The organism is Dysgonomonas sp. Shenzhen-Wh21 (assembly GCF_043392705.1).
GTDB lineage: Bacteria > Bacteroidota > Bacteroidia > Bacteroidales > Dysgonomonadaceae > Dysgonomonas.
The window spans coordinates 1-19,875 of the sequence record NZ_JAIXHZ010000015.1 but is presented as its reverse complement, the minus strand read 5'-3'; the positions used below and the strand labels follow the sequence as shown (position 1 = coordinate 19,875).

General features: G+C 38.4%; 16 protein-coding genes and 1 pseudogene. 14 read left to right on the top strand and 3 right to left on the bottom strand.

Features of this window, described 5'->3' with window-relative positions:
- The first annotated feature begins 30 nt into the window (after positions 1-30).
- The 12 genes and pseudogenes from LDB17_RS00640 (at position 31) to LDB17_RS00585 (ending at position 17,967) form a co-directional block, all read left to right on the top strand.
- On the top strand, positions 31-1,719 hold the full coding sequence (locus tag LDB17_RS00640; protein ID WP_252639596.1) for a RagB/SusD family nutrient uptake outer membrane protein: 1,689 nt from the start codon (positions 31-33) through the stop codon (positions 1,717-1,719).
- Between the two features lie 26 nt (positions 1,720-1,745).
- Positions 1,746-2,597, top strand: coding sequence for a hypothetical protein (locus LDB17_RS00635; RefSeq protein WP_252639595.1), 852 nt, complete (start codon positions 1,746-1,748; stop codon positions 2,595-2,597).
- Positions 2,598-2,763: 166 nt separating this feature from the next.
- Positions 2,764-3,354, top strand: a complete 591-nt coding sequence (locus LDB17_RS00630; protein WP_252639594.1) for a GDSL-type esterase/lipase family protein — start codon at positions 2,764-2,766, stop codon at positions 3,352-3,354.
- An 8-nt stretch (positions 3,355-3,362) separates the two neighbouring features.
- Complete coding sequence (locus LDB17_RS00625) at positions 3,363-6,230, top strand: glycoside hydrolase family 2 TIM barrel-domain containing protein (protein ID WP_252639592.1); 2,868 nt, start codon at positions 3,363-3,365, stop codon at positions 6,228-6,230.
- 111 nt (positions 6,231-6,341) lie between these two features.
- Positions 6,342-6,902, top strand: a complete 561-nt coding sequence (locus LDB17_RS00620; protein ID WP_252639591.1) for a glucose-6-phosphate isomerase family protein — start codon at positions 6,342-6,344, stop codon at positions 6,900-6,902.
- 6 nt (positions 6,903-6,908) lie between these two features.
- Positions 6,909-7,877 carry an ROK family protein gene (locus LDB17_RS00615; RefSeq protein ID WP_252639589.1) on the top strand — a complete coding sequence of 323 codons (969 nt, stop codon included), beginning with the start codon at positions 6,909-6,911 and terminating at the stop codon, positions 7,875-7,877.
- On the top strand, positions 7,858-9,633 hold the full coding sequence (locus LDB17_RS00610; protein ID WP_252639588.1) for a class I mannose-6-phosphate isomerase: 1,776 nt from the start codon (positions 7,858-7,860) through the stop codon (positions 9,631-9,633). Before LDB17_RS00615 ends, LDB17_RS00610 begins: the two co-directional genes overlap by 20 nt.
- Positions 9,626-10,420: a glucose-6-phosphate isomerase family protein gene (locus tag LDB17_RS00605; RefSeq protein WP_252639587.1), complete on the top strand. Its 795-nt coding sequence runs from the start codon at positions 9,626-9,628 to the stop codon at positions 10,418-10,420. The genes LDB17_RS00610 and LDB17_RS00605 overlap by 8 nt, the downstream gene beginning before the upstream one ends.
- A gap of 324 nt (positions 10,421-10,744) precedes the next feature.
- Entirely contained in the window at positions 10,745-13,243 is a 2,499-nt protein-coding gene (locus LDB17_RS00600) for a glycoside hydrolase family 2 protein (protein WP_393924827.1), read from the top strand.
- An 11-nt stretch (positions 13,244-13,254) separates the two neighbouring features.
- Positions 13,255-14,580 carry a sugar porter family MFS transporter gene (locus LDB17_RS00595; RefSeq protein ID WP_252639585.1) on the top strand — a complete coding sequence of 442 codons (1,326 nt, stop codon included), beginning with the start codon at positions 13,255-13,257 and terminating at the stop codon, positions 14,578-14,580.
- A gap of 724 nt (positions 14,581-15,304) precedes the next feature.
- Positions 15,305-16,600, top strand: a pseudogene (locus LDB17_RS00590) (sulfatase-like hydrolase/transferase); the annotation flags it as partial.
- 146 nt (positions 16,601-16,746) lie between these two features.
- Positions 16,747-17,967: a site-specific integrase gene (locus LDB17_RS00585; protein WP_252639583.1), complete on the top strand. Its 1,221-nt coding sequence runs from the start codon at positions 16,747-16,749 to the stop codon at positions 17,965-17,967.
- A gap of 60 nt (positions 17,968-18,027) precedes the next feature.
- Here LDB17_RS00585 and LDB17_RS00580 read toward each other — a convergent pair whose 3' ends face one another.
- From LDB17_RS00580 to LDB17_RS00570, 3 genes are read right to left on the bottom strand one after another with little or no spacing between them, the layout of a single operon-like run.
- Complete coding sequence (locus tag LDB17_RS00580) at positions 18,028-18,324, bottom strand: helix-turn-helix domain-containing protein (protein ID WP_252639582.1); 297 nt, start codon at positions 18,322-18,324, stop codon at positions 18,028-18,030.
- 4 nt (positions 18,325-18,328) lie between these two features.
- On the bottom strand, positions 18,329-18,610 hold the full coding sequence (locus LDB17_RS00575) for a DUF3876 domain-containing protein (RefSeq protein ID WP_252639581.1): 282 nt from the start codon (positions 18,608-18,610) through the stop codon (positions 18,329-18,331).
- Complete coding sequence (locus tag LDB17_RS00570; RefSeq protein WP_252639580.1) at positions 18,607-18,894, bottom strand: helix-turn-helix domain-containing protein; 288 nt, start codon at positions 18,892-18,894, stop codon at positions 18,607-18,609. Before LDB17_RS00570 ends, LDB17_RS00575 begins: the two co-directional genes overlap by 4 nt.
- Positions 18,895-18,973: 79 nt before the next feature.
- Here LDB17_RS00570 and LDB17_RS00565 point away from each other — a divergent pair, with 79 nt between their 5' ends.
- Together LDB17_RS00565 and LDB17_RS00560 are read left to right on the top strand one after the other, a co-directional pair.
- The gene (locus tag LDB17_RS00565; protein WP_252639579.1) at positions 18,974-19,177 is read left to right on the top strand and encodes a hypothetical protein; all 204 of its coding nucleotides are present in this window, start codon (positions 18,974-18,976) and stop codon (positions 19,175-19,177) included.
- Between the two features lie 57 nt (positions 19,178-19,234).
- On the top strand, positions 19,235-19,795 hold the full coding sequence (locus LDB17_RS00560) for a toll/interleukin-1 receptor domain-containing protein (RefSeq protein ID WP_252639578.1): 561 nt from the start codon (positions 19,235-19,237) through the stop codon (positions 19,793-19,795).
- Positions 19,796-19,875 lie beyond the last annotated feature (80 nt).

Genomic DNA, 19,875 nt, shown 5'->3' with positions numbered 1-19,875 from the left:
ATATTGCCTTTACAATAAAAATGTATAAATATGAAAAAAATTATATTTCTTTTAATAACAACGTTGACACTTATATCCTGTGACGGTTTCCTCGACTCAGAAAACATGGTGCAAAAGGATACTTCAAACTACCCAACAAATGCTAAGGAGATTGAAGAGCTACTGACAGGGATCTATTCTGTTTTTCCCTCTGTAAATGTAAATCAATGTACGTTTTTTGTTTCCGAGTTAATGTCGGATGATCGCCTGGGAGGAGGAGCCGCAGTCGACAGAAGTTGGGCAGCATTAGACCAGATGAAGAAAATCAATGATAACATGTTTTCCGATTTCTGGAAAAAGATGTACTATGGTATTTATCGGACGAATCTCTTACTGGAAGTGATAGACAATATTGAGACATGGAATACACCGAATCAAAAAGATATTATAAAAGCAGAGGCTCATTTTTTGCGGGCTTACTTTTATCTCGAATTGAGCAGGGCTTTCGGAAATGTACCTTTAAGTCTTAATACATTAGATGAGAATCTGCCACGTGCTTCTGCTGAAGGAGTTTATGGACAAATAGCAGCAGACCTGAAATATGCCATAGAAAATCTTACAAGCAATACATTCGAACAAGATAAAGCCCGTTCGGGACATGCGACTAAATGGGCCGCCCAAGGTATGATGGCACGTGCGTTCCTGTTCTATACCGGATATTATAAAAAAGAGTCGATGCCTCTTGCCGGAGGTGGCGAAGTGGGCAAGCAACAGGTAATAAACTGGCTCGATGACTGTATAAAAAATAGTGGTCACGGCCTGATACCGGAATTTCATAATCTTTGGCCTTATGGAAATAGTGCCACAGCTCCCGATTATAAATATGCCGCAGATAATGATGTTCAGTGGATAGGAGAAGAAGGCGCAAATTACGAGACAGTCTATGCAATAAAATATTCAGCAATGGGTGAAGACAATTCAACAAGCCTGTATTATTCAAATCAACCGGTTCTTTATTTCTCGATACGTAATCAACCCAGTTTTGCTGACATCTTTCCATTTGGCGAAGGATGGGGCGGAGGTCCTGTGGCTACAAATATGATAAATGACTGGAAAACTAAAGAGCCGAATGATCCAAGACGCGATGCTTCTGTTCTTGATGTTGATAATCCGGACGAAGGATTAACAAATTATACATGGGGAGCCAGTATGCAAATTCAGGAGACAGGGCTTTGGCAAAAGAAATATATAGCTATCAATGCTTACCACTCTGAATATGGACTTTGCAATTACAGTTGCTCTTTATATGGCAGATCACCGAGTTACAAGGCAGATAATACCCAGGATCAAATTATTATCCGTTTTGCTGACATTTTGTTAATGATGGCCGAATTGACAGAAGACGCATCGTATATCGATCAGGTAAGAGACCGTGTAGGCTTAGGTTCTGTTGGAGCATACACTGAAGAAGCCTTGCGCAACGAACGTCGTTGGGAACTTGCTTTTGAAGGGTTACGTTATTACGATCTTCTCCGTTGGGGTATTGTCGGTGATGCATTAAACAAGCAAAACGGCATTCAGGTGAAGAATAATGGAGTAGATGCAGTGATGAGCTATGACAATATCAATGCGCGTTACCAGCAAACAGGAGGATTCCTCCCTGTTCCGCAAACTCAGATTGACCTTTCCGGAGGTGTCTTAACGCAAACTCCAGGTTGGGGTAGTGATGCGATTTATTAATAATGTGAATTTTTAAATTGAAGAATATGAAAAAAATAACATTAATATATTCCATTTTATTCTCTCTGATATTTATGTTCTCTTGCGATCCTATCGAGGATAGAGAAAGTATGGGAGGGATAGTGCCTGCAAGTGACTTTAAACTGGAGACCTACTCAATTTTAGTAGATAATGTGGCTAGTAACAAGATCGTAATGAAGAACAGCACCTATGGCGTCGGCTCATTCTGGGATTATGGTTCAGGATTCTCGTCGCGTCAGCAAGATACAGTTATTGTACCGTTTTTGGGTAATCTCCCAATTACATTCACCGGAATATCCAACGGAGGAACAGAGACAAAAAGCCAAACAGTACAAGTTGATAAAATAGCATTCCCCGTTGACGAAACATGGAATCTGTTAGCGGGTTACGACGCAAATGGCAAGACCTGGATGTGGGACTTCAACGATCCTGGTGATGTGGTTTTTGGAAACGGAGCAGCAATTGTGGACTACGGGCCTGCATGGGCGCAAAACTCCGCCGCATCAATGGATACAAACGATCCTACAGTAGGAATGAATGGGACAATGACTTTCGACTTAAATATGAAGGCCAATTTCACTAAAAAGAACGGTAGCGGAAGTGTGGTTGGAACAAGCTCTTTCTCATTTGATATGACAAAGAAAATCCTGTCGGCGGATGGTGTAACTGATTGGTCTATAGGCCAGCTTAATATTCCTGATGCTTCGGTAATGCATGGAATCTCCCCGAATGCACCCGGTCAACCTATTGTCCACACTTACGAAATATTAAAACTCACCGAAAATGAAATGGTTCTTGCAATTATCAGTCCCAATGGATGGGAAGGATGGTATTGGAAATTTAAAGTAAAAGAATAATGGGATTTTAGGCTGAACAAATTTTTGAATTCTAATCGGGAGCAGAGTGGAAAACTAACTCCTCCTTGCTCCTGATTTACCTTTGTTTATGATGAAAAAAAATATATTTTTTATTTGTTTGATATTTAATACTATTCTCCTTTCCGCTCAGTATCAACGGGCTGAAATGTGGGCAGAAAAAATTGCCGAACTCGACGAAAAAAATCGGATAGAAGGCATTATTCAGGATTGCGTTCTATTTATTGGCAGTTCTACTTTTACACGTTGGGGAAATGTCGCAGATTATTTTCCTGGCTCTAAAGTCGTGAACAGGGCTTTCGGAGGCTCTATGTTATGCGACCAGATCTATTTTTTTGATAAGGTTGTAAAACCGTTCAATCCGAAACAAGTTGTGATTTATTCCGGAGATAATGACCTGAATGATACTCCTACGACTCCGGAACAATATATGGAAGATGTAATATGCATGACCAGGCTTATTCACTATCATTTTCCGTATGCTAAAATAATGTTTGCATCCATAAAGCCAAGCACGGCACGGACGCATTCATTCAAAAAATATAAGAAGGCAAATCAACTGGTAGCCGAATATGCTGCCAAGTACGATTATATAGATTATGTAAATATATGGGATTGTTTTTTTGATAAAAAAGGAAAATTGATCAAGGAATATTTTACCGATGACAATATACATATAACTAAGGATAGTTATCGTTTCCTGCAAGAAGCGATGTATGACAAAATACTTCAAAAATAGACGGCGAGATGAAAAAGATATTTGGGATTATTATATTATTTATGTTTATTACAGGTTTTCAAAATCTGAATGCCCAATACGAACTCAATTTCGGGCTACAATCGAAACAACCGGAAAGTGAATTGCCGAAGTCAAAGGCAACTTTCATCCCTCCTACCCCTAAAGTTTATCAGTATATTAACGGAGAGTTGCAAAAAGACGATGAAGGCAATTTTACTATAAGCAAAGGTTGGGAAATGATGGAAGCTTATAAGCTGTTTGAAGAAGGTAATTCTTTATGGAAGACTTCTTCAGGTAATACCGGCTGGTATAACGCGACTGTTCCCGGAACTGTATTGACTACCCTAGTCGATCAGGGAATATATCCTGATCCTTATTATAGTCTCAATAATCTACATATCCCCGATACGTTATGCCGTATGGATTGGTGGTATCGTGTAACCTTTGATATTCCAGCAGATGTCCTCGATTCCGAATATGAACTTTTATTGAACGGTATCAATTACAAAGCTGATGTATGGCTGAACGGGCAACGGCTCGGGAATATCGCAGGAGCATTTAAAAGAGGTATTTTTCCTACAAAAGGGATATTGAAGAAAAATGGAAAGAACATTTTGGCTATCCATATCTTTCCACCAAATAATCCGGGAATACCTCATGAACAAAATAAGCTGTCATTCGGTGGCAACGGAGGAGTTTTATGCCTCGACGGCCCCACTTTTATCTCATCCGAAGGATGGGACTGGATACCGGGAATGAGAGACAGGAATATTGGTATATGGCAAGATGTTAAGCTGGTAAAAACGAATAAAGTTAAGATTCAGGATCCTTTTGTAATTACCGATTTACCTTTACCTGATACATCTTATGCTGACTTAACAATAAAAACAACACTGGAAAATATCACAGGGCAGACTCAAAGGTTGACATTAAAAGGGAAAATAAATAACATAACTTTCTCAAAAGAGATTACGCTAAGCCGCAACGAAAAGAAAGAAGTAACGATTGACAAAAATGAGTTCAGCCAGTTGAGGATGCAAAATCCACAATTGTGGTGGCCAAACGGTTACGGAAGCCAATATCTCTATAATCTTGAATTGTCGATAGAACAGGAAAATAAGATATTACAAACCAAAAACATCCGTTTCGGTGTAAGGGAATTATCTTATGAACTGATGGCGCAATCGGAAGCCAAAGAGAATATTCGCTTCAACTACAGCCCTACCGATGCAAGAGATGTAGGTAAACCTTTATTCAATAATAAGAATGCGGTAAAACTGGAAAATACTCAATATCCGGACATCTTTGTGCCGACTTTTGAGAAGGGGGCAGAAAAATATATCAACAGAATAACCGCTAGCGAAGAAAAAGATAATCCTTACCTGACTATCCTGATTAATGGCAAAAGAATATTCTGCCGCGGAGGAAACTGGGGAATGGATGACGGGATGAAGCGGGTATCGAGGGAAAGACTCGAACCGTATATCAAACTCCATAAGGAGATGGGCTTCACTATGGTGCGCAACTGGACAGGTGAAACAACCGAGGAATTGTTTTACACGCTGTGTGATGAATACGGATTACTCGTGTGGAACGATTACATGATGTCGACACAGACATTCAATCTTGAACCATTAGATCATAAACTCTTTCTTGATAATGCGGAAGACATTGTCCGCCGTTTCCGCAATCATCCGTCCATTGCTATCTGGTGCCCTCGTAATGAAGGTTATGCTCCTGTTGCACTGGAAGATGGTTTTCAGAAAATAATCATAGAGAACGACGGAACTCGCCATTATCATGGAAACTCGATGAAACTCAACCTTCGTCCCAGCGGGCCATGGCACTATCTTGTTAAGTCTATGGATTACCTGACAGAGCGTTCTGATGGATTCACTACCGAACTGGGAGCACCATCCGTACCCACAGCCAATACTATCCGCAAATTCATAGCAAAAGAAGACCTTTGGCCGATAGGAGACGTATGGTATTACCACGACCTGCACATCGAAAGTTTCGACTGGAAAGATTATATCCGGGATGTAAACCGTATAGGTAAAGAGGAAAGCAAAAATATAGATGAATTTGCAGCCCGGGCACAGTTCAAGAATTACATCCTCTACCGTAATATGCTGGAGGCGTGGAATAACAAAATGTGGAACCATGCCAGCGGAATACTGCTGTGGATGAGCCATCCGGCATGGCCCAGTATGACATGGCAGACATATTCTTATGATTATGAAACTCCCGGATCGTATTTCGGAGCAAAAAAGGCCTGTGAACCTGTGCATATTCAATGGAATTGTATCAACAACCAGTTACAGGTTATAAACACAACCTTGGCAAGTCTGCCTTCAGCTAAAGTTTGCTTTGGAATATATGATTTAAAAGGGAAAAAGCTTTTCAACAAACAACTGAAAGTGAACATCGGAGAGAATAGTGCAACTAATTGCGGTGAGATGACTATTCCTTCGGATATTCAAGAAGAATTGCTGTTAGTGAGGGTAGTATTGGAAGATGCCAAGGGAAAACAGATTTCAGTAAATGATTACTGGATCAATCAGAAAGACAGTAACGATTATACTAAAATATCAGATATAGGAAAAGCCGGAATTAAAATCATAGAAAAAGGAACTAATTATAAAAACGGAATTCTATCACTCAAAGCGGAAGTTAAGAATACGGCACCGGATATAGCCCTGACTGTCAAGCTAAACGCCCGGGAAAAAGAAACCGGTCAGATTATACTCCCTGCTTATATTTCCGATGGGTATTTTAATTTATTACCTGGTGAAACCCGGATTTTAGACGTGGAAATACCATTGCAGGAGAAGAGAGAAATATACATGTCGGCAGAAGGATTAAATATATTCTAAAGAGAAAATAAAAGGTAAAAAGTACAGATTAATTATACAAAGAATACATTACCATGAAATAGAAATATCTTATGGATAGGGAGAAATTGTCTCAAAAAATAAAGAACGAACATGGATAAATCGAAAATTTTGTTTCCAAAAGCAATATTCACGAATAATCTTTTAACCGGGGAGAGCGTAAAATGTGACACACGCAAACTATCCGATCTGGAGAATATATTTCTGGATAAAGAAGCTTTCCGCAATATGGATTTGCAGCAAACAGTATACAATGTCAGCAGCCTGCTTCCCGTAAAGGAAAATACTTCCGGAGGGCTTTTCTTCGGCATAACAACGATTTATCCGGGAAAAGTGGGAGATGAATATTTTATGACAAAGGGGCATTTTCATTCAAATCTCGATACTGCCGAATTTTATTGGGGAGTGGAAGGTGAAGGAATGCTTATAATGATGGATATGGACAGGAATGTATGGGCTGAAAGAATGTTTCCGGGAAGCCTGCATTATATACCGGGAAAAGTTGCCCATCGTGTAGCGAATACCGGCTATCAAAAGCTGGTATTCTCTGCCTGCTGGCCATCAGATGCCGGGCATGATTATAAATCGATCGCGAAAGATGATTTCGCCATGCGGCTGATAGAAAAAAATGGAGTTCCTGTACTGATTAAATAAAAAACAATGAAAGAAACATATACAATAGGAATCGATCTGGGAGGTACATTCGTAAAGGTGGGATTGATTGGTAACGGACAAATTATAGACTGTTCTGCATTCGAGTCTAATATGCAAAACGGATTGGAAGTCAATTTGCCGGGATTGAAATCGACAATACTGGATATTATCGAAAGAAATAATGTTCTGGTAAATGAGCTGACCGGCATTGGCCTTGCTTTCCCGGGTATAGTAGATGCCACTAACAGCAAAGTATTATCTACGAACGAAAAATATGATGATGCATGCCGGTTGAATCTGGAAGCATGGTGCGAAATAAATTTCGGAGTACCGTTCTATATCGATAATGATGCCCGGCTTGCGGCAATAGGAGAATGGAAATACGGCGCGGCAAAAGGCCTCAATAATGTAGTAATGATGACTCTCGGAACGGGAATAGGTACAGGTGTCATCCTGGATGGCAGAGTCATGTATGGAGAGCATTTCCAGGCGGGATCACTGGGCGGACATTTTGTTGTAGATTACAAAGGACGGAAATGCTCATGTGGAAATATCGGATGTGTAGAAGCCCATGCCTCATCATTCTTCCTGCAAAGAATAATCGAAGAAAGCGATAACTTATCCTCTGCATTTAAAGCAGAATCAACAGACTATACTTTCGAAAAACTGTTCTGCCTGTCGAAAGAGAATGAAGAAGCCCAATCGCTGATAAATGAATGCCTGAATGTATGGGCAGCGGCAATCGTCACTTATATACATGCGTACGATCCGCAGATAGTGATCGTAGGAGGAGGAATTATGAAAAGTGAGAATTTAATCTTACCGTTTCTTCGCCGCTATGTGGATGAAAACGCATGGTGTCCTACGCAGAAAGTAGAGATCGTAGCTTCAGAATTGGGAGATAACGCAGCCGTATTAGCCGCGGAATATTGTTTAATAAATAAAATAAGAAAAAGTGAATCCGCTAAAATATAAATCAAATTATGATAAATATCCGGTGGTTCAGTTACCGGACGATTATATAAAAGATTGTTTCCAGGGTTGGAATGCGATAGGAAGTGAAATAGCTATTAAACTACAACAGAAAGTTGGGAAAAAAAATATCCTTGTCATAGAATGCTATCCTGGGGTATTTGAAAAAGAAATTGAAGATAATTTTCTATCTAAATTTCCTGATGCACTGATTCTGAATTCATCATCGGCAATGCTCGAAGATGATAAACTCAATGCATTGCTGAAAGAAGATATAACAGACGATGAAATATTCGGTTATATGACACGCCGGAATATCGACTGTTATTTCGATACTCAAAGAGTTGAAGCGGTACGAAACCAAATAAAAGAAGCCAAAAATGAAATGATAATTATTTTTGGTACAGGCGCAGCTTATATTCAGCCGGAATCCGATATGCTTATCTATGCCGATATGGCAAGGTGGGAAATACAGATGCGTTTCCGCAGGAATGAGATAAGCAATGTCGGTATTAATAATAAGGACGAACGTGCTTCCCTGAAATATAAAAGAGCTTTTTTTGTAGACTGGCGCATCTGTGACCGATTCAAAAAGAAATTAATGCCAAAATGGGATTACGTCCTCGACACGAATATCAAAAACGAACCTAAAATGGCTACGGCCAAGGCTATACGTGCAGGACTGAAACAGGCTGCAAGCCAGCCATTCCGTGTAGTTCCTTTTTTCGATCCCGGACCATGGGGCGGACAATGGATGAAAGAAGTCTGCGACCTCGACAGAGATCAAAAGAACTTTGCATGGTGCTTTGATTGTGTGCCTGAAGAGAACAGTCTCTTGCTTGGTTTCGGCGATGTGAAATTCGAATTGCCGTCTATAGATTTGGTTTTCGCACATCCCTGTGATTTGTTGGGAAAACCTGTGCATGCCCGTTTCGGAGATGAATTCCCTATTCGCTTCGATTTCCTCGATACAATGGATGGAGGTAATTTAAGCTTACAGGTGCATCCTCTGACAGAATATATACAGGAAAAGTTCGGGATGCACTACACGCAGGAAGAAAGCTATTATATGCTCGATGCCCGGGAAGATGCAGTAGTATATCTCGGTCTGAAGAACGGCATAGATAAGGATAAAATGATCAGTGAACTTGAAGATTCCCAGACTACAGGAAAATTCGACGCAGATAAATATATCGGGAAATATCCTGTAAAAAAGCACGACCATATACTAATTCCTCCCGGTACAATACATTGTTCGGGGATTAACGGGATGGTATTTGAAATAAGCGCGACTCCTTTTATATTCACTTTCAAACTATGGGACTGGGCTCGTCTTGGACTCGACGGTAGGCCACGTCCTATCAATATCGAGCATGGAAAGAATGTGATACAATGGAACAGGGACGAAAACTGGGTGAAAAATGAAGGTATCAATCAGATAGTGAAGGTGGCTGAAGGCGATGGCTGGCATGAAGAAAAAACCGGATTGCACGAGTGCGAATTTATAGAAACCCGCCGTCATTGGTTCTCCAAGACAGTACCTCATAAAACAAACGGTAGTGTAAATGTACTGAACCTGGTGGAAGGACGTGAGGCGATAGTGGAAAGTCCGACAAACGCATTCGAACCGTTTGTTGTGCACTATGCCGAAACTTTTATCATCCCCGAGGCTATGAAAGAATATACAATACGCCCTTTCGGTGAATCGGAAGGGAAAGAATGTGCTACCCTCAAAGCTTATGTGAGACACAATGGATAAGAAAATTCTTCAATTTGATCCCGGATTTGGAATTCAGCCTGTCAGTAATCCTTTAGGCTTTCTATACGAAAATGATGTGTTTGGACCTGAGGTTGAAAACAGACGGTTGGACGACATACGGAAAAGCCTGATGCAACCCGATTGCGATGGCCCGGAAGTGGTCTATTCCATTGCTATGGATGTAGGAAAAAAAATACACCGTGAGATGCTAATCGACAGGCACCTCTTGTTTGGAGTGGTGACATTTGCTGCCGGGAAATTAGGTGCAGAGCCTATACGCAGTCAGGGACATATACATAAAGTCTCACCGGTAAGCAACTGGTCTACTCCCGAAGTATACGAAATATGGTCGGGTGAAGCCATTATATATATGCAGGAATATGCAGAAGACGATCCGGGACGTTGTTTTGCTGTGTATGCCAAGCAGGGAGACGTGGTAATTGTTCCGCCTTATTGGGCTCATGCCACTATAAATGCGAATCCGGACAAAGAAATGACATTCGGGGCGTGGTGTGACCGAAAATACGGATTTGAATATGATGGCGTAAGGAAGCATAAGGGTATTGCCTGGTATCCGCATTTCGATGAGAATAATACATTGGAATGGGTGGCTAATCCCCTCTATAATAGTTCATCTTTAATATGCAAAACGCCTGAAAAATATCTTTCTTTAGGCATTAAGGATAATAAGTCTATATATCAGTTGTTTGAAGAAAATCCTGATTTATTTTTGTTTGTTCCTTTTCCTCAAAAAAAGAAGGATGTATGGGTGGATTTTGTGCCATAGAAGTAAATTAATTTAAAATAGAAAAGTTTATCTATATATTTTAGGTGTAGGAATAGTTATTAAAAACGATCTTTGAAAAATAGAAAGTCAGGTTTTAATAAAATAAATACACAATAAAAATCCTGCAATAGTGTAACATTTGCCTCGCCTTCGCTTCGGCGATCGTTGATTGTAACTTTTTTATTAAAAGCTAATGGCTACCAGTTAAAGGCTAAAATACTAATTCGTATATTTAAATTTCAAAATATGAGATTTTTTTATTTTTTACCAGTATTATGTTTTATTATGTTGTCTTCCATAGTTTTGGCACAGAAACCTATCTATATGCAGATAAATGAAAGTTGGCAATTCAAACAGGCCAGGTTGGATAATTGGTATCCGGCAACAGTACCCGGAGTAGTGCATACCGATCTTGTCAAGAATAAATTGATAAAAGATCCTTTCTTCGAGCTCAATGAACGAACCATGCAATGGATAGACAAGGAGGATTGGATCTATGAAACAAATTTTGACGTATCATCCGAAATCTTTGAGAAGAATAACATTTCTATTTTCTTCAAAGGATTGGACACTTATGCCGATGTATATCTTAATGAGGAAAAAATACTGGCAGCGGATAACATGTTCCGTGAATGGAAAGTAGATGTAAAGAAATTACTGAAACAAAAAGATAATAAACTAAGGATATATTTTTATTCCCCGATAAAAAAAGCGTTGCCCGAATGGCAGGCCAGTCCGATCACTTATTTTGCATCTAACGATCAATCGCAAAACGGCGGAATGTTCGATGCGAAAGTCAGTGTTTATACCCGTAAGGCCGGATATCATTACGGATGGGACTGGGGGCCACGGTTGGTTACTTCCGGTATCTGGAAACCGGTTATACTGGAAGCATGGAATGATGTGAAAATAGAGAATGTACATTACATACAGAAAAATGTAACAGCCCGCAATGCTGATATTGATACTGGCATCGAAATATTATCAGATAAGGATGCACAGACAGTAAAGATTCAAATACTGGACGAGAACACGGATAAGATATTAACCGAAACTTCATCTGAACTGACAGCAGGAAAAAACATAGTAAATGTAAACTTCAAACTGAAGAATCCGACCTTGTGGTGGAGTAACGGGCTGGGTAAACCTCATTTGTACAGTTTCAAAACAAAACTGATACTGAATGGTGAGACTGCCGATGAAGATAAAACCCGCGTTGGTATCCGTTCCATAGAAGTAGTCAGAAAGCCTGATAATGAAGGCTTGGCATTCTATTTTAAACTGAATGGAGTTCCAATATTCTCGAAAGGAGTTAACTACATACCCGGAGATGTTTTTTTGCCCCGTCTAACAAGGAGCGACTATGAGAAGACGATAAAAGATGCAGTAGATGTCAATATGAATATGATACGTGTCTGGGGAGGCGGTATCTATGAGGATGATATATTTTATGATTTGTGTGATGAAAATGGCATTCTTGTCTGGCAGGACTTTACATTCGCCTGCAGTGTATATCCTTTAGGCGATAAGATGAAAGAAAATATAAGACAGGAAGCTAAAGACAACATTCGCCGTTTGCGTAACCATGCATCGCTTGCTCTCTGGTGCGGCAATAATGAGATTATGGATGCGATATTCAATTGGGGATGGATGGAAAAATATAAAAAGGAAAATCTGGAACATTTTGATATTATTCTGAAACAATATTTTGATCTTTTTCACGAACTGTTACCTGAAGCGGTGGCAGAACATAACCCAGAGACTTACTATCTCCCTACATCACCTTTCAATGACATGAAAGGCACACGAAGCGAGACTTCGGGCGATTATCATTACTGGGCCACCTGGCAGCAGGGACTTCCTATTTCAACATTTAACGATGTTCGAAGCCGTTATTTCAGTGAATATGGTTTTCAATCTTTTCCGACGATCGAAACTGTGAAAAAATATACATCCGACAGCCGTGACATGAATATATATTCAGATGTGATGATGTGGCATCAAAGGGGTGGAATGAACGCCAATAAAACAATAGAGAAATGCATTATCAATGAATATGGCAAAGCGAAAGATTTCGAATCCTTTCTGTATCTCAGCCAACTGTTGCAAGGCGATGCCATGAAGATCGCCATGGAAGCACACCGGCGCGATATGCCATTCTGTATGGGTAGCCTTTACTGGCAGCATAACGATTGCTGGCCTGTGGCCTCATGGTCGAGCAGGGATTATTGCGGGCAATGGAAAGCGCAGCATTATTTTACAAAAAAGGCTTTCGATGAAATATTGATATCGACTGATCTGAAAAATAATAACTTAGATGTATATATTATTTCCGACAAGTTGGAAAAACTGAAAAGTAAATTAAGGATACAGATTATAACACTGGATGGGAAAGTTATCTCCGATATAAATAAGGATATTGTTATTGCACCAAATTCAAGCACCAAAGTTTTAGAATTAAAACTGAAAGAAGAGAAAAAAGAAAATGTTATCATTTATGCTTATTTAGAAATGGATAGAAAACCGCATTACGAAAACATTTCTTTCCTGACTGAACAAAAGAACATGCAATATTCGGCTTGTCAAATAACTAAAAACATACATGTTATAGATGACGGATATGAAATAAATTTAAAGAGTGATAAATTTGCACGAGGTGTCTTTTTATCGATAAATGGAACTGATCACCACTTTAGTGATAACTTTTTTGATTTGCTTCCTGATAAAGAATATCGTATAAAAGTGACCACATCATTATCCCTGAATGAATTTGAGAAACAGCTAAAAATAATATCAATAGCAGACGCCTTAATAAATGAATAAATAATAAAAACATGAAAAACAGCAAATATTTATATTGGATCACATTTGTAGCGATTAATGGAGGATTGATGTTTGGGCTTAATATGGCATCTATTTCAGGCGCTACGGAAATGTTGCAAAGCGATTTTTCATTAAGCAACAGCGGCCTCGGAATGGTTACAGGCTCAATGATGCTCGGTTGTCTGATTGGGGCATTATTCACGGGAAGTCTGGCTGAAAGATTCGGCCGGAAAAAGATAATGATATTCGCTGCTATTTCTTTCATCATTTCAGCGTTGGGTTGTGCATTATCCAATAGTCTGACTATGCTGACCGCTTTCCGTATTCTTATAGGTATTACCGTAGGCTCAATATCTGTAGTTGGACCCATGTATATTTCGGAAGTTGCACCTGCAAAAAAGAGAGGAACACTGGTGTCGTTTAATCAATTAGCGATAACTATCGGAATCCTTTTAGCTTACTTTCTGGATTATCTGTTGGTTGATCTGGGAGACCAAAGCTGGAGGTATATGCTGGGAATTCCTGCAGTTTTCGCTGTACTATTCCTGATTTTCCTTATTATATCCTTTCCCGAAAGCCCGCGTTGGTTGTTGAAGCAGGGTAAAAAAGAGTTATCCCTGACTATCTTTGAAAAAATAGAAGGAGGTATTCCTGAAGAATTATCAGAATTAAAAATATCGAATAACAACACTACCTCTATTTCTATCAAAGACTTATTTAGAGGAAAAACAGGAAAGATCGTATTCATCGGTACACTGATCGCTGTATTTCAACAAATAACAGGGATAAATGCGGTTCTTATCTTTGCCCCTGATATTCTGAAATCGGCAGGCGTCGGAGGAGAAACTGCTTTGCAACAATCGATGCTCGTCGGGCTGGTTAATTTCTTAATGACCATTGTCGCTATTCGCTTGGTGGATAAGAAAGGACGCAAGACATTGTTGCTATCAGGGGCGATAGGAATGACCATCGCATTATCTTTCCTTACTTATCAGTTTACTCAACCGGACAGGAACTCCACTCTGGTACTGATCGCATTATTATTGTATATTGCTTTTTTCGCAGCATCTTTCGCTCCTGTAATGTGGGTTATTATATCGGAAATATACCCTGCTGATATAAAAGGACTGGCTATGTCTTTTTCTACAGCAGTGAGCTGGGTGTTTACGTTCATAACTGTTTACACAGCTCCTTTAATCCGCTCCAACTGGGGAGATTATGCTCTATTTGCGATTTATGCCTTATTTTCTGTATTGGCTTTTATTTTTGTAAAGAGATATATACCCGAAACAAAAGGCAAAACATTGGAACAAATACAAGAAGAACTGAAATTATAGTTCTACAGAGTGCCTTTTCTTCTGGAATATCTTTGCTATAATGAATTTAATCGGACTTTTCGCGACATTCTAAGTCGGTCTTATTTGATGTTTAGACAGGATTCTCCAGATTGTGGCAGTTTAACATTAAGTTAGATAATACTCGGTTGATTCTCTACCAACCAAATCTATTGTGTTTTGGAAACTGCCAAGTTTATGAAATGACCATATAACACCATCTGTTATAGTTATTTCAAAACCATTAATAATTTCATTAGAACATTCTCTATTTTCCCATTTTCTATGCTATAATAAAAGGTACCAATATTTCCATTAAAATTATGGAAATATTGGTCCGAAGCGGATCCCTTCTAAATATTATCTGCAGCTTGTCGATATAATAAATTAGTAGCCTCTGTTATCTCTATTTAAAAACGAAATCTCCAGAATCGTAAGAATTATTGGCTGATTGAACAATTATCCCACCGGCATTTAATACCCAACATCTTTAATCAAATTGAAAACTACAATATAGTCTGTTATGATATTCTAAACTGGCTCTGGCAATTTTCTTATCGTCTGTCGATAAGCTAAATGCTAAAATAGCCCTATAGCCATCTTTCATTCAATAAATATATGCTTCTGAAAACAATAGTACTGTAAGTTGCACATATTTTCTATTTCATCGGTGTCAAACAATCTATATTTGCGTACAGAAATACAATAAAGTACGTACATAATACCTATGAAAAACTCAATCTTATATTTATCTACATTGTCTTTAATAGGATGTGCTGCTCAACCCGAAGAGAAGCCCAATATTATCGTTATTCTCGCAGATGATTTAGGCTTTGGGGATGTCAGTGCCTATGGTTCTACAACAATACATACTCCAAATATAGACAGACTAGCACATGAAGGCGTTTGCTTTACTAATGGATATGCTACCTCGGCAACATCCACCCCAAGCCGTTATGCATTAATGACGGGAATGTATCCATGGAAAAATAAAGATGTTAAGATCCTTCCGGGTGATGCACCCCTTATTATAGATGAAAATCAATATACACTTTCCAAAATGATGCAAAATTGCGGATATGCAACAGGAGCTATTGGTAAATGGCATTTAGGAATGGGGAGTGGCAATGTTAACTGGAACGAAACAGTAAAACCGGGTGCAAAAGAAATCGGATTTGATTATTCATGTCTTATTGCTGCGACTAACGACCGGGTACCTACAGTGTATGTGGAAAACGGGAATGTTGTTGGCTTAGACCCAAATGATCCTATAGAGATAAGTTATGAAAAGAATTTCGAAGGTGAACCTACTGCTATATCCAATCCCGAAATGCTGAAAATGAACTGGGCGCACGGACACAACAACTCCATAGTCAATAGTATACCGCGTATCGGTTATATGAAAGGGGGAAAAAAAGCCCGATGGAAAGACGAAGATATGGCCGATTATTTCATAGATAAGGTTAAAGGATATATAACAGAACATAAAAACTCCCCTTTCTTCTTATATTACGGTCTGCATCAACCTCATGTGCCACGGGCACCTCATGAACGCTTTGCCGGAAAAACAACAATGGGGCCACGAGGAGATGCGATTATAGAAGCAGACTGGTGCGTAGGTGAATTATTGGCTCATTTAGAAAGAGAAGGACTTCTGGATAATACGATCGTTATTTTCTCCAGTGATAACGGGCCTGTTCTTAACGATGGGTATAAAGACGGTGCAGCCGAACTGGTTGGTTCGCATTCTCCTGGTGGAGGTTTGCGTGGTGGAAAGTACAGCTTATTTGACGGAGGAACCCATGTGCCTTTGTTTGTGTATTGGAAAGGTAAAATTCAACCGGTGAAATCCGACGCTTTGATTAGTCAGATGGATATTCTTGCTTCTTTGGGAGATATGCTGGGTGCATCTATCCCCGAAGGTTTGGATAGTCGTAATTATTTAAATGCATTTCTTGGAAAAGAACTAAAAGCCCGCGAAAATTTTGTTGTCGAAGCTCAGTGGAAAATCCCATTAAAAAGCAGTCAAAAAAGGCTTAGCCGTGGGACTTTAAAAACGAAAGAAAATATCCCACTTTTACAGTAGCTTATTCTCTATAATTCAATATTTTACATATCAACAAAATGGACTTTTAGTAGTAATTTTGTTAATGTAAAAATGAATGAATCATGGGATTTAAGAAAAGTACATTCAATGTGAACTTTCTACTCAGAAAGCACAAATTATTAAGAAATGGGGAAGCTCCTATCTGTATGCGTATCACTGTCAATAATCGAGCAGTAGATATTTCCATCAAAAGAAGTGTATCTGTTGACCATTGGAATCAGGCGAGAGAATCTTGTACATCTTCGGGAAAAGTCGGAACAGAAATCAATCGCTATATTGATACGATGCGAGCAAAGATTCTAAAAATACATCGGGAATTAGAAATTGATGGTAAGCGAGTAACAGCAGATGCTATCCGAGATAAGCTATATGGTAGGGATGAATCACAGAAAACACTTATTGAAATCTATTCAGACCATAATAAGCGATGCCGTGCATTAGTTGGAAAGGATTTTTCTATATCTACAGTCGAAAAGTTCGACACTTCTCTAAACGCTCTCAAAGCCTATATTAAACATACATATAAAAAAGATGATATATTATTGAGGGAAGTTGACCGCATATTTATTCAAGATTTAGAATTCTATTTGAAGACCGAGAAAAATATGCAACATAATTCAGCATTGAAGCATCTGAAAAGTCTAAAAAAGGTTATTCGCATTGCTCTTGCGAACGAATGGATAAAGAAAGACCCTTTTGTGGGAATTCAATTTAAGCATGATCAAGTTAGTGTTGAGTTTCTATCTCAGGAAGAATTAGATATTCTGATAAAAAAGGAATTCACTATCAAGAGACTCGAAGTTGTGAGAGATATATTTGTGTTTTGTGCTTTCACTGGTCTAGCTTTTGTTGATGTAAAACATCTTAAACCAGAACATTTGCTGAAAGATGGTACTGATACTCTGTGGATTCGCAAACCTCGTGAAAAGACTGGTAATATGTGTAATATTCCTGTATTGAGTCCAGCCAAAGCAATTATCGATAAATATAAAGACTATCCCCTATGCTTGAAAAATGGTGTTTTATTACCTGTATTAACAAATCAAAAGATGAATTCTTATTTGAAGGAAATCGCTGACTTATGCGGTATTAGGAAGAGGCTTACGACTCACGTAGCCCGACATACCGCGGCTACAGTAGTGTTTTTAGCCAATAATGTATCGTTGGAAAATGTGTCCAAAATACTGGGACATTCTAGCACAAAAATGACTCAACACTATGCTAAAGTTTTGGATAGTTCTATATTAAGAGATATGCAACAAGTTGAAGCTAAGTTTAGTTAGTGTCCTTATTGGCTAGATACAAGAAAAGCGAGTTTTTAAAGCTCGCTTTTCTATTTTCATTTAATCTTCTCTCCACGATTTTTCATAATTATCTTCTAATAATTTGAGAATATCCGATTGTCGATAAAGAATCTTACCCGAAATCTGAATATAACCGATAGTCCCATTATCTCGCCAATCTTGAAGAGATCGAGTACTTATATTCAAGAGTTTACTAACATCGTTATTTGTCAAATATTTTTCTCCTTTCAAATGTGGAGTTCTATTTTTTAATGCTGTTTCTATCGATTCTAAAGATTCATTCAACACACTTAGGATAGATATAACATCTTCTGATTTATTATTTAAAATTTCCATGAGCCTAGTTTCGCATATAGTCCCCTAAAGTGGAGAGAGTTAATAAATCAAACCTCTTGATATAGGAAATATCTATTCTTTTGAGATTGCTTAAGATATAGTAACCAATATCATCAGACAGAATTTCGTAAGTAGCAGGCTGTGCCTGTTGGGTCGTTTCAGAAATGTAAATGATACTCAACAAATAAGTTTCTTTGTTTTTGTTTATCATCACTGTGGGATTTAGATTTACACTTTCCCAATTGCCAAGTAGAATATCCAAATCGAATAATATTTCTTCTTTCATGGCTTACTTGGTTTTTGGATGAATGAATCCTTCAGTAGCTTCTCAACATCAGTAACCTTGTAATAGCACTTGTTATTGATTTGAGAGAATGAGAGTTTACCACAATTACGATAATATTGTAGACTGCGTTTCGATATATTCAGAAGTTCGCATGCATCTTGGTTATCTAGCCATTTGCCTTTAGGTTGGTCGTTTGCACAAAGCTTTTTGATCTGTTTGGCAAAGTGCATTAGTCGGTCTTTTATTTGCTCGAAAGTTTGCCTTTCGATTGCTATTATTTCCATATCAAATATTCTTTTAATTTTTACTTAAACTATTATCATTGCAATGATTTACTTACAAATAAATAGAGAATATTTGTTGATGTGGAGAAATAGAGAGAAGTGGCAGTTAATGGGAGGAAGTGGCGCTAAGGAGTATTGCAGTGATTGTTTGAGACACTTAGCCAAATGGCATCTTTCTAGTAAAACGACTCAAATCTATGCGGAGGTTACTCGAACTAAGATTAATGAGGATATGACAAATCATGCAGGACGGATTCAGGGAGAGAATGAGTTGACTAAATAATAGGATTACAAATAATTACGCTGACTATTATTCGTGATCTGACAAAAACACATACCTTTGTGTATAAAAGAAAAAGGTATGTATAAGGGTTTCGAAATAAAAGACGTTGATACATCTTCGTTTGGAGGTTTGTATGGTAGATACAAAGAAAAGGGAGAAGAATTAATGGAACAGCTCTCTTTTGGAATTATATCTGATATTGAATCTATAGTTTTGAAAGATTCAGTGTTAGATGGAAATATGATAATGGATAATTGGTTTAAAAAAGTTGATGCCGATGTTTTCATTTCTCATTCTCATGATGATTTGCCTTTGGCATTAGCTTTATCAGGTTATTTAAATGAAAAATTGGGAATAAAGTGTTTTGTTGACAGTCTAATTTGGGGTAAAGCAGATAAACTATTAGCAAATATTGATAAAAAATATAGTCGCAATGATCCAGATAATGGAAATTACAACTATTGCAAAAGGAACTACTCGACAAGTCATGTTCACAACATGCTTTTAATGTCTATTACTCATATGATTGATGAAACAGATTGTCTTTTTTTTCTTAATACTCCTAATTCGATGCCTCTTGGAAAATCCAGTGTTAATTGCCCCCTTTTGCCAGTCTAAATTGACCCTCTTTTCCAAAATACGTTTAACCCCTTACGCCAAAATAAAAATGTCCCCTGCTGGAATGTAACCCAACAGGG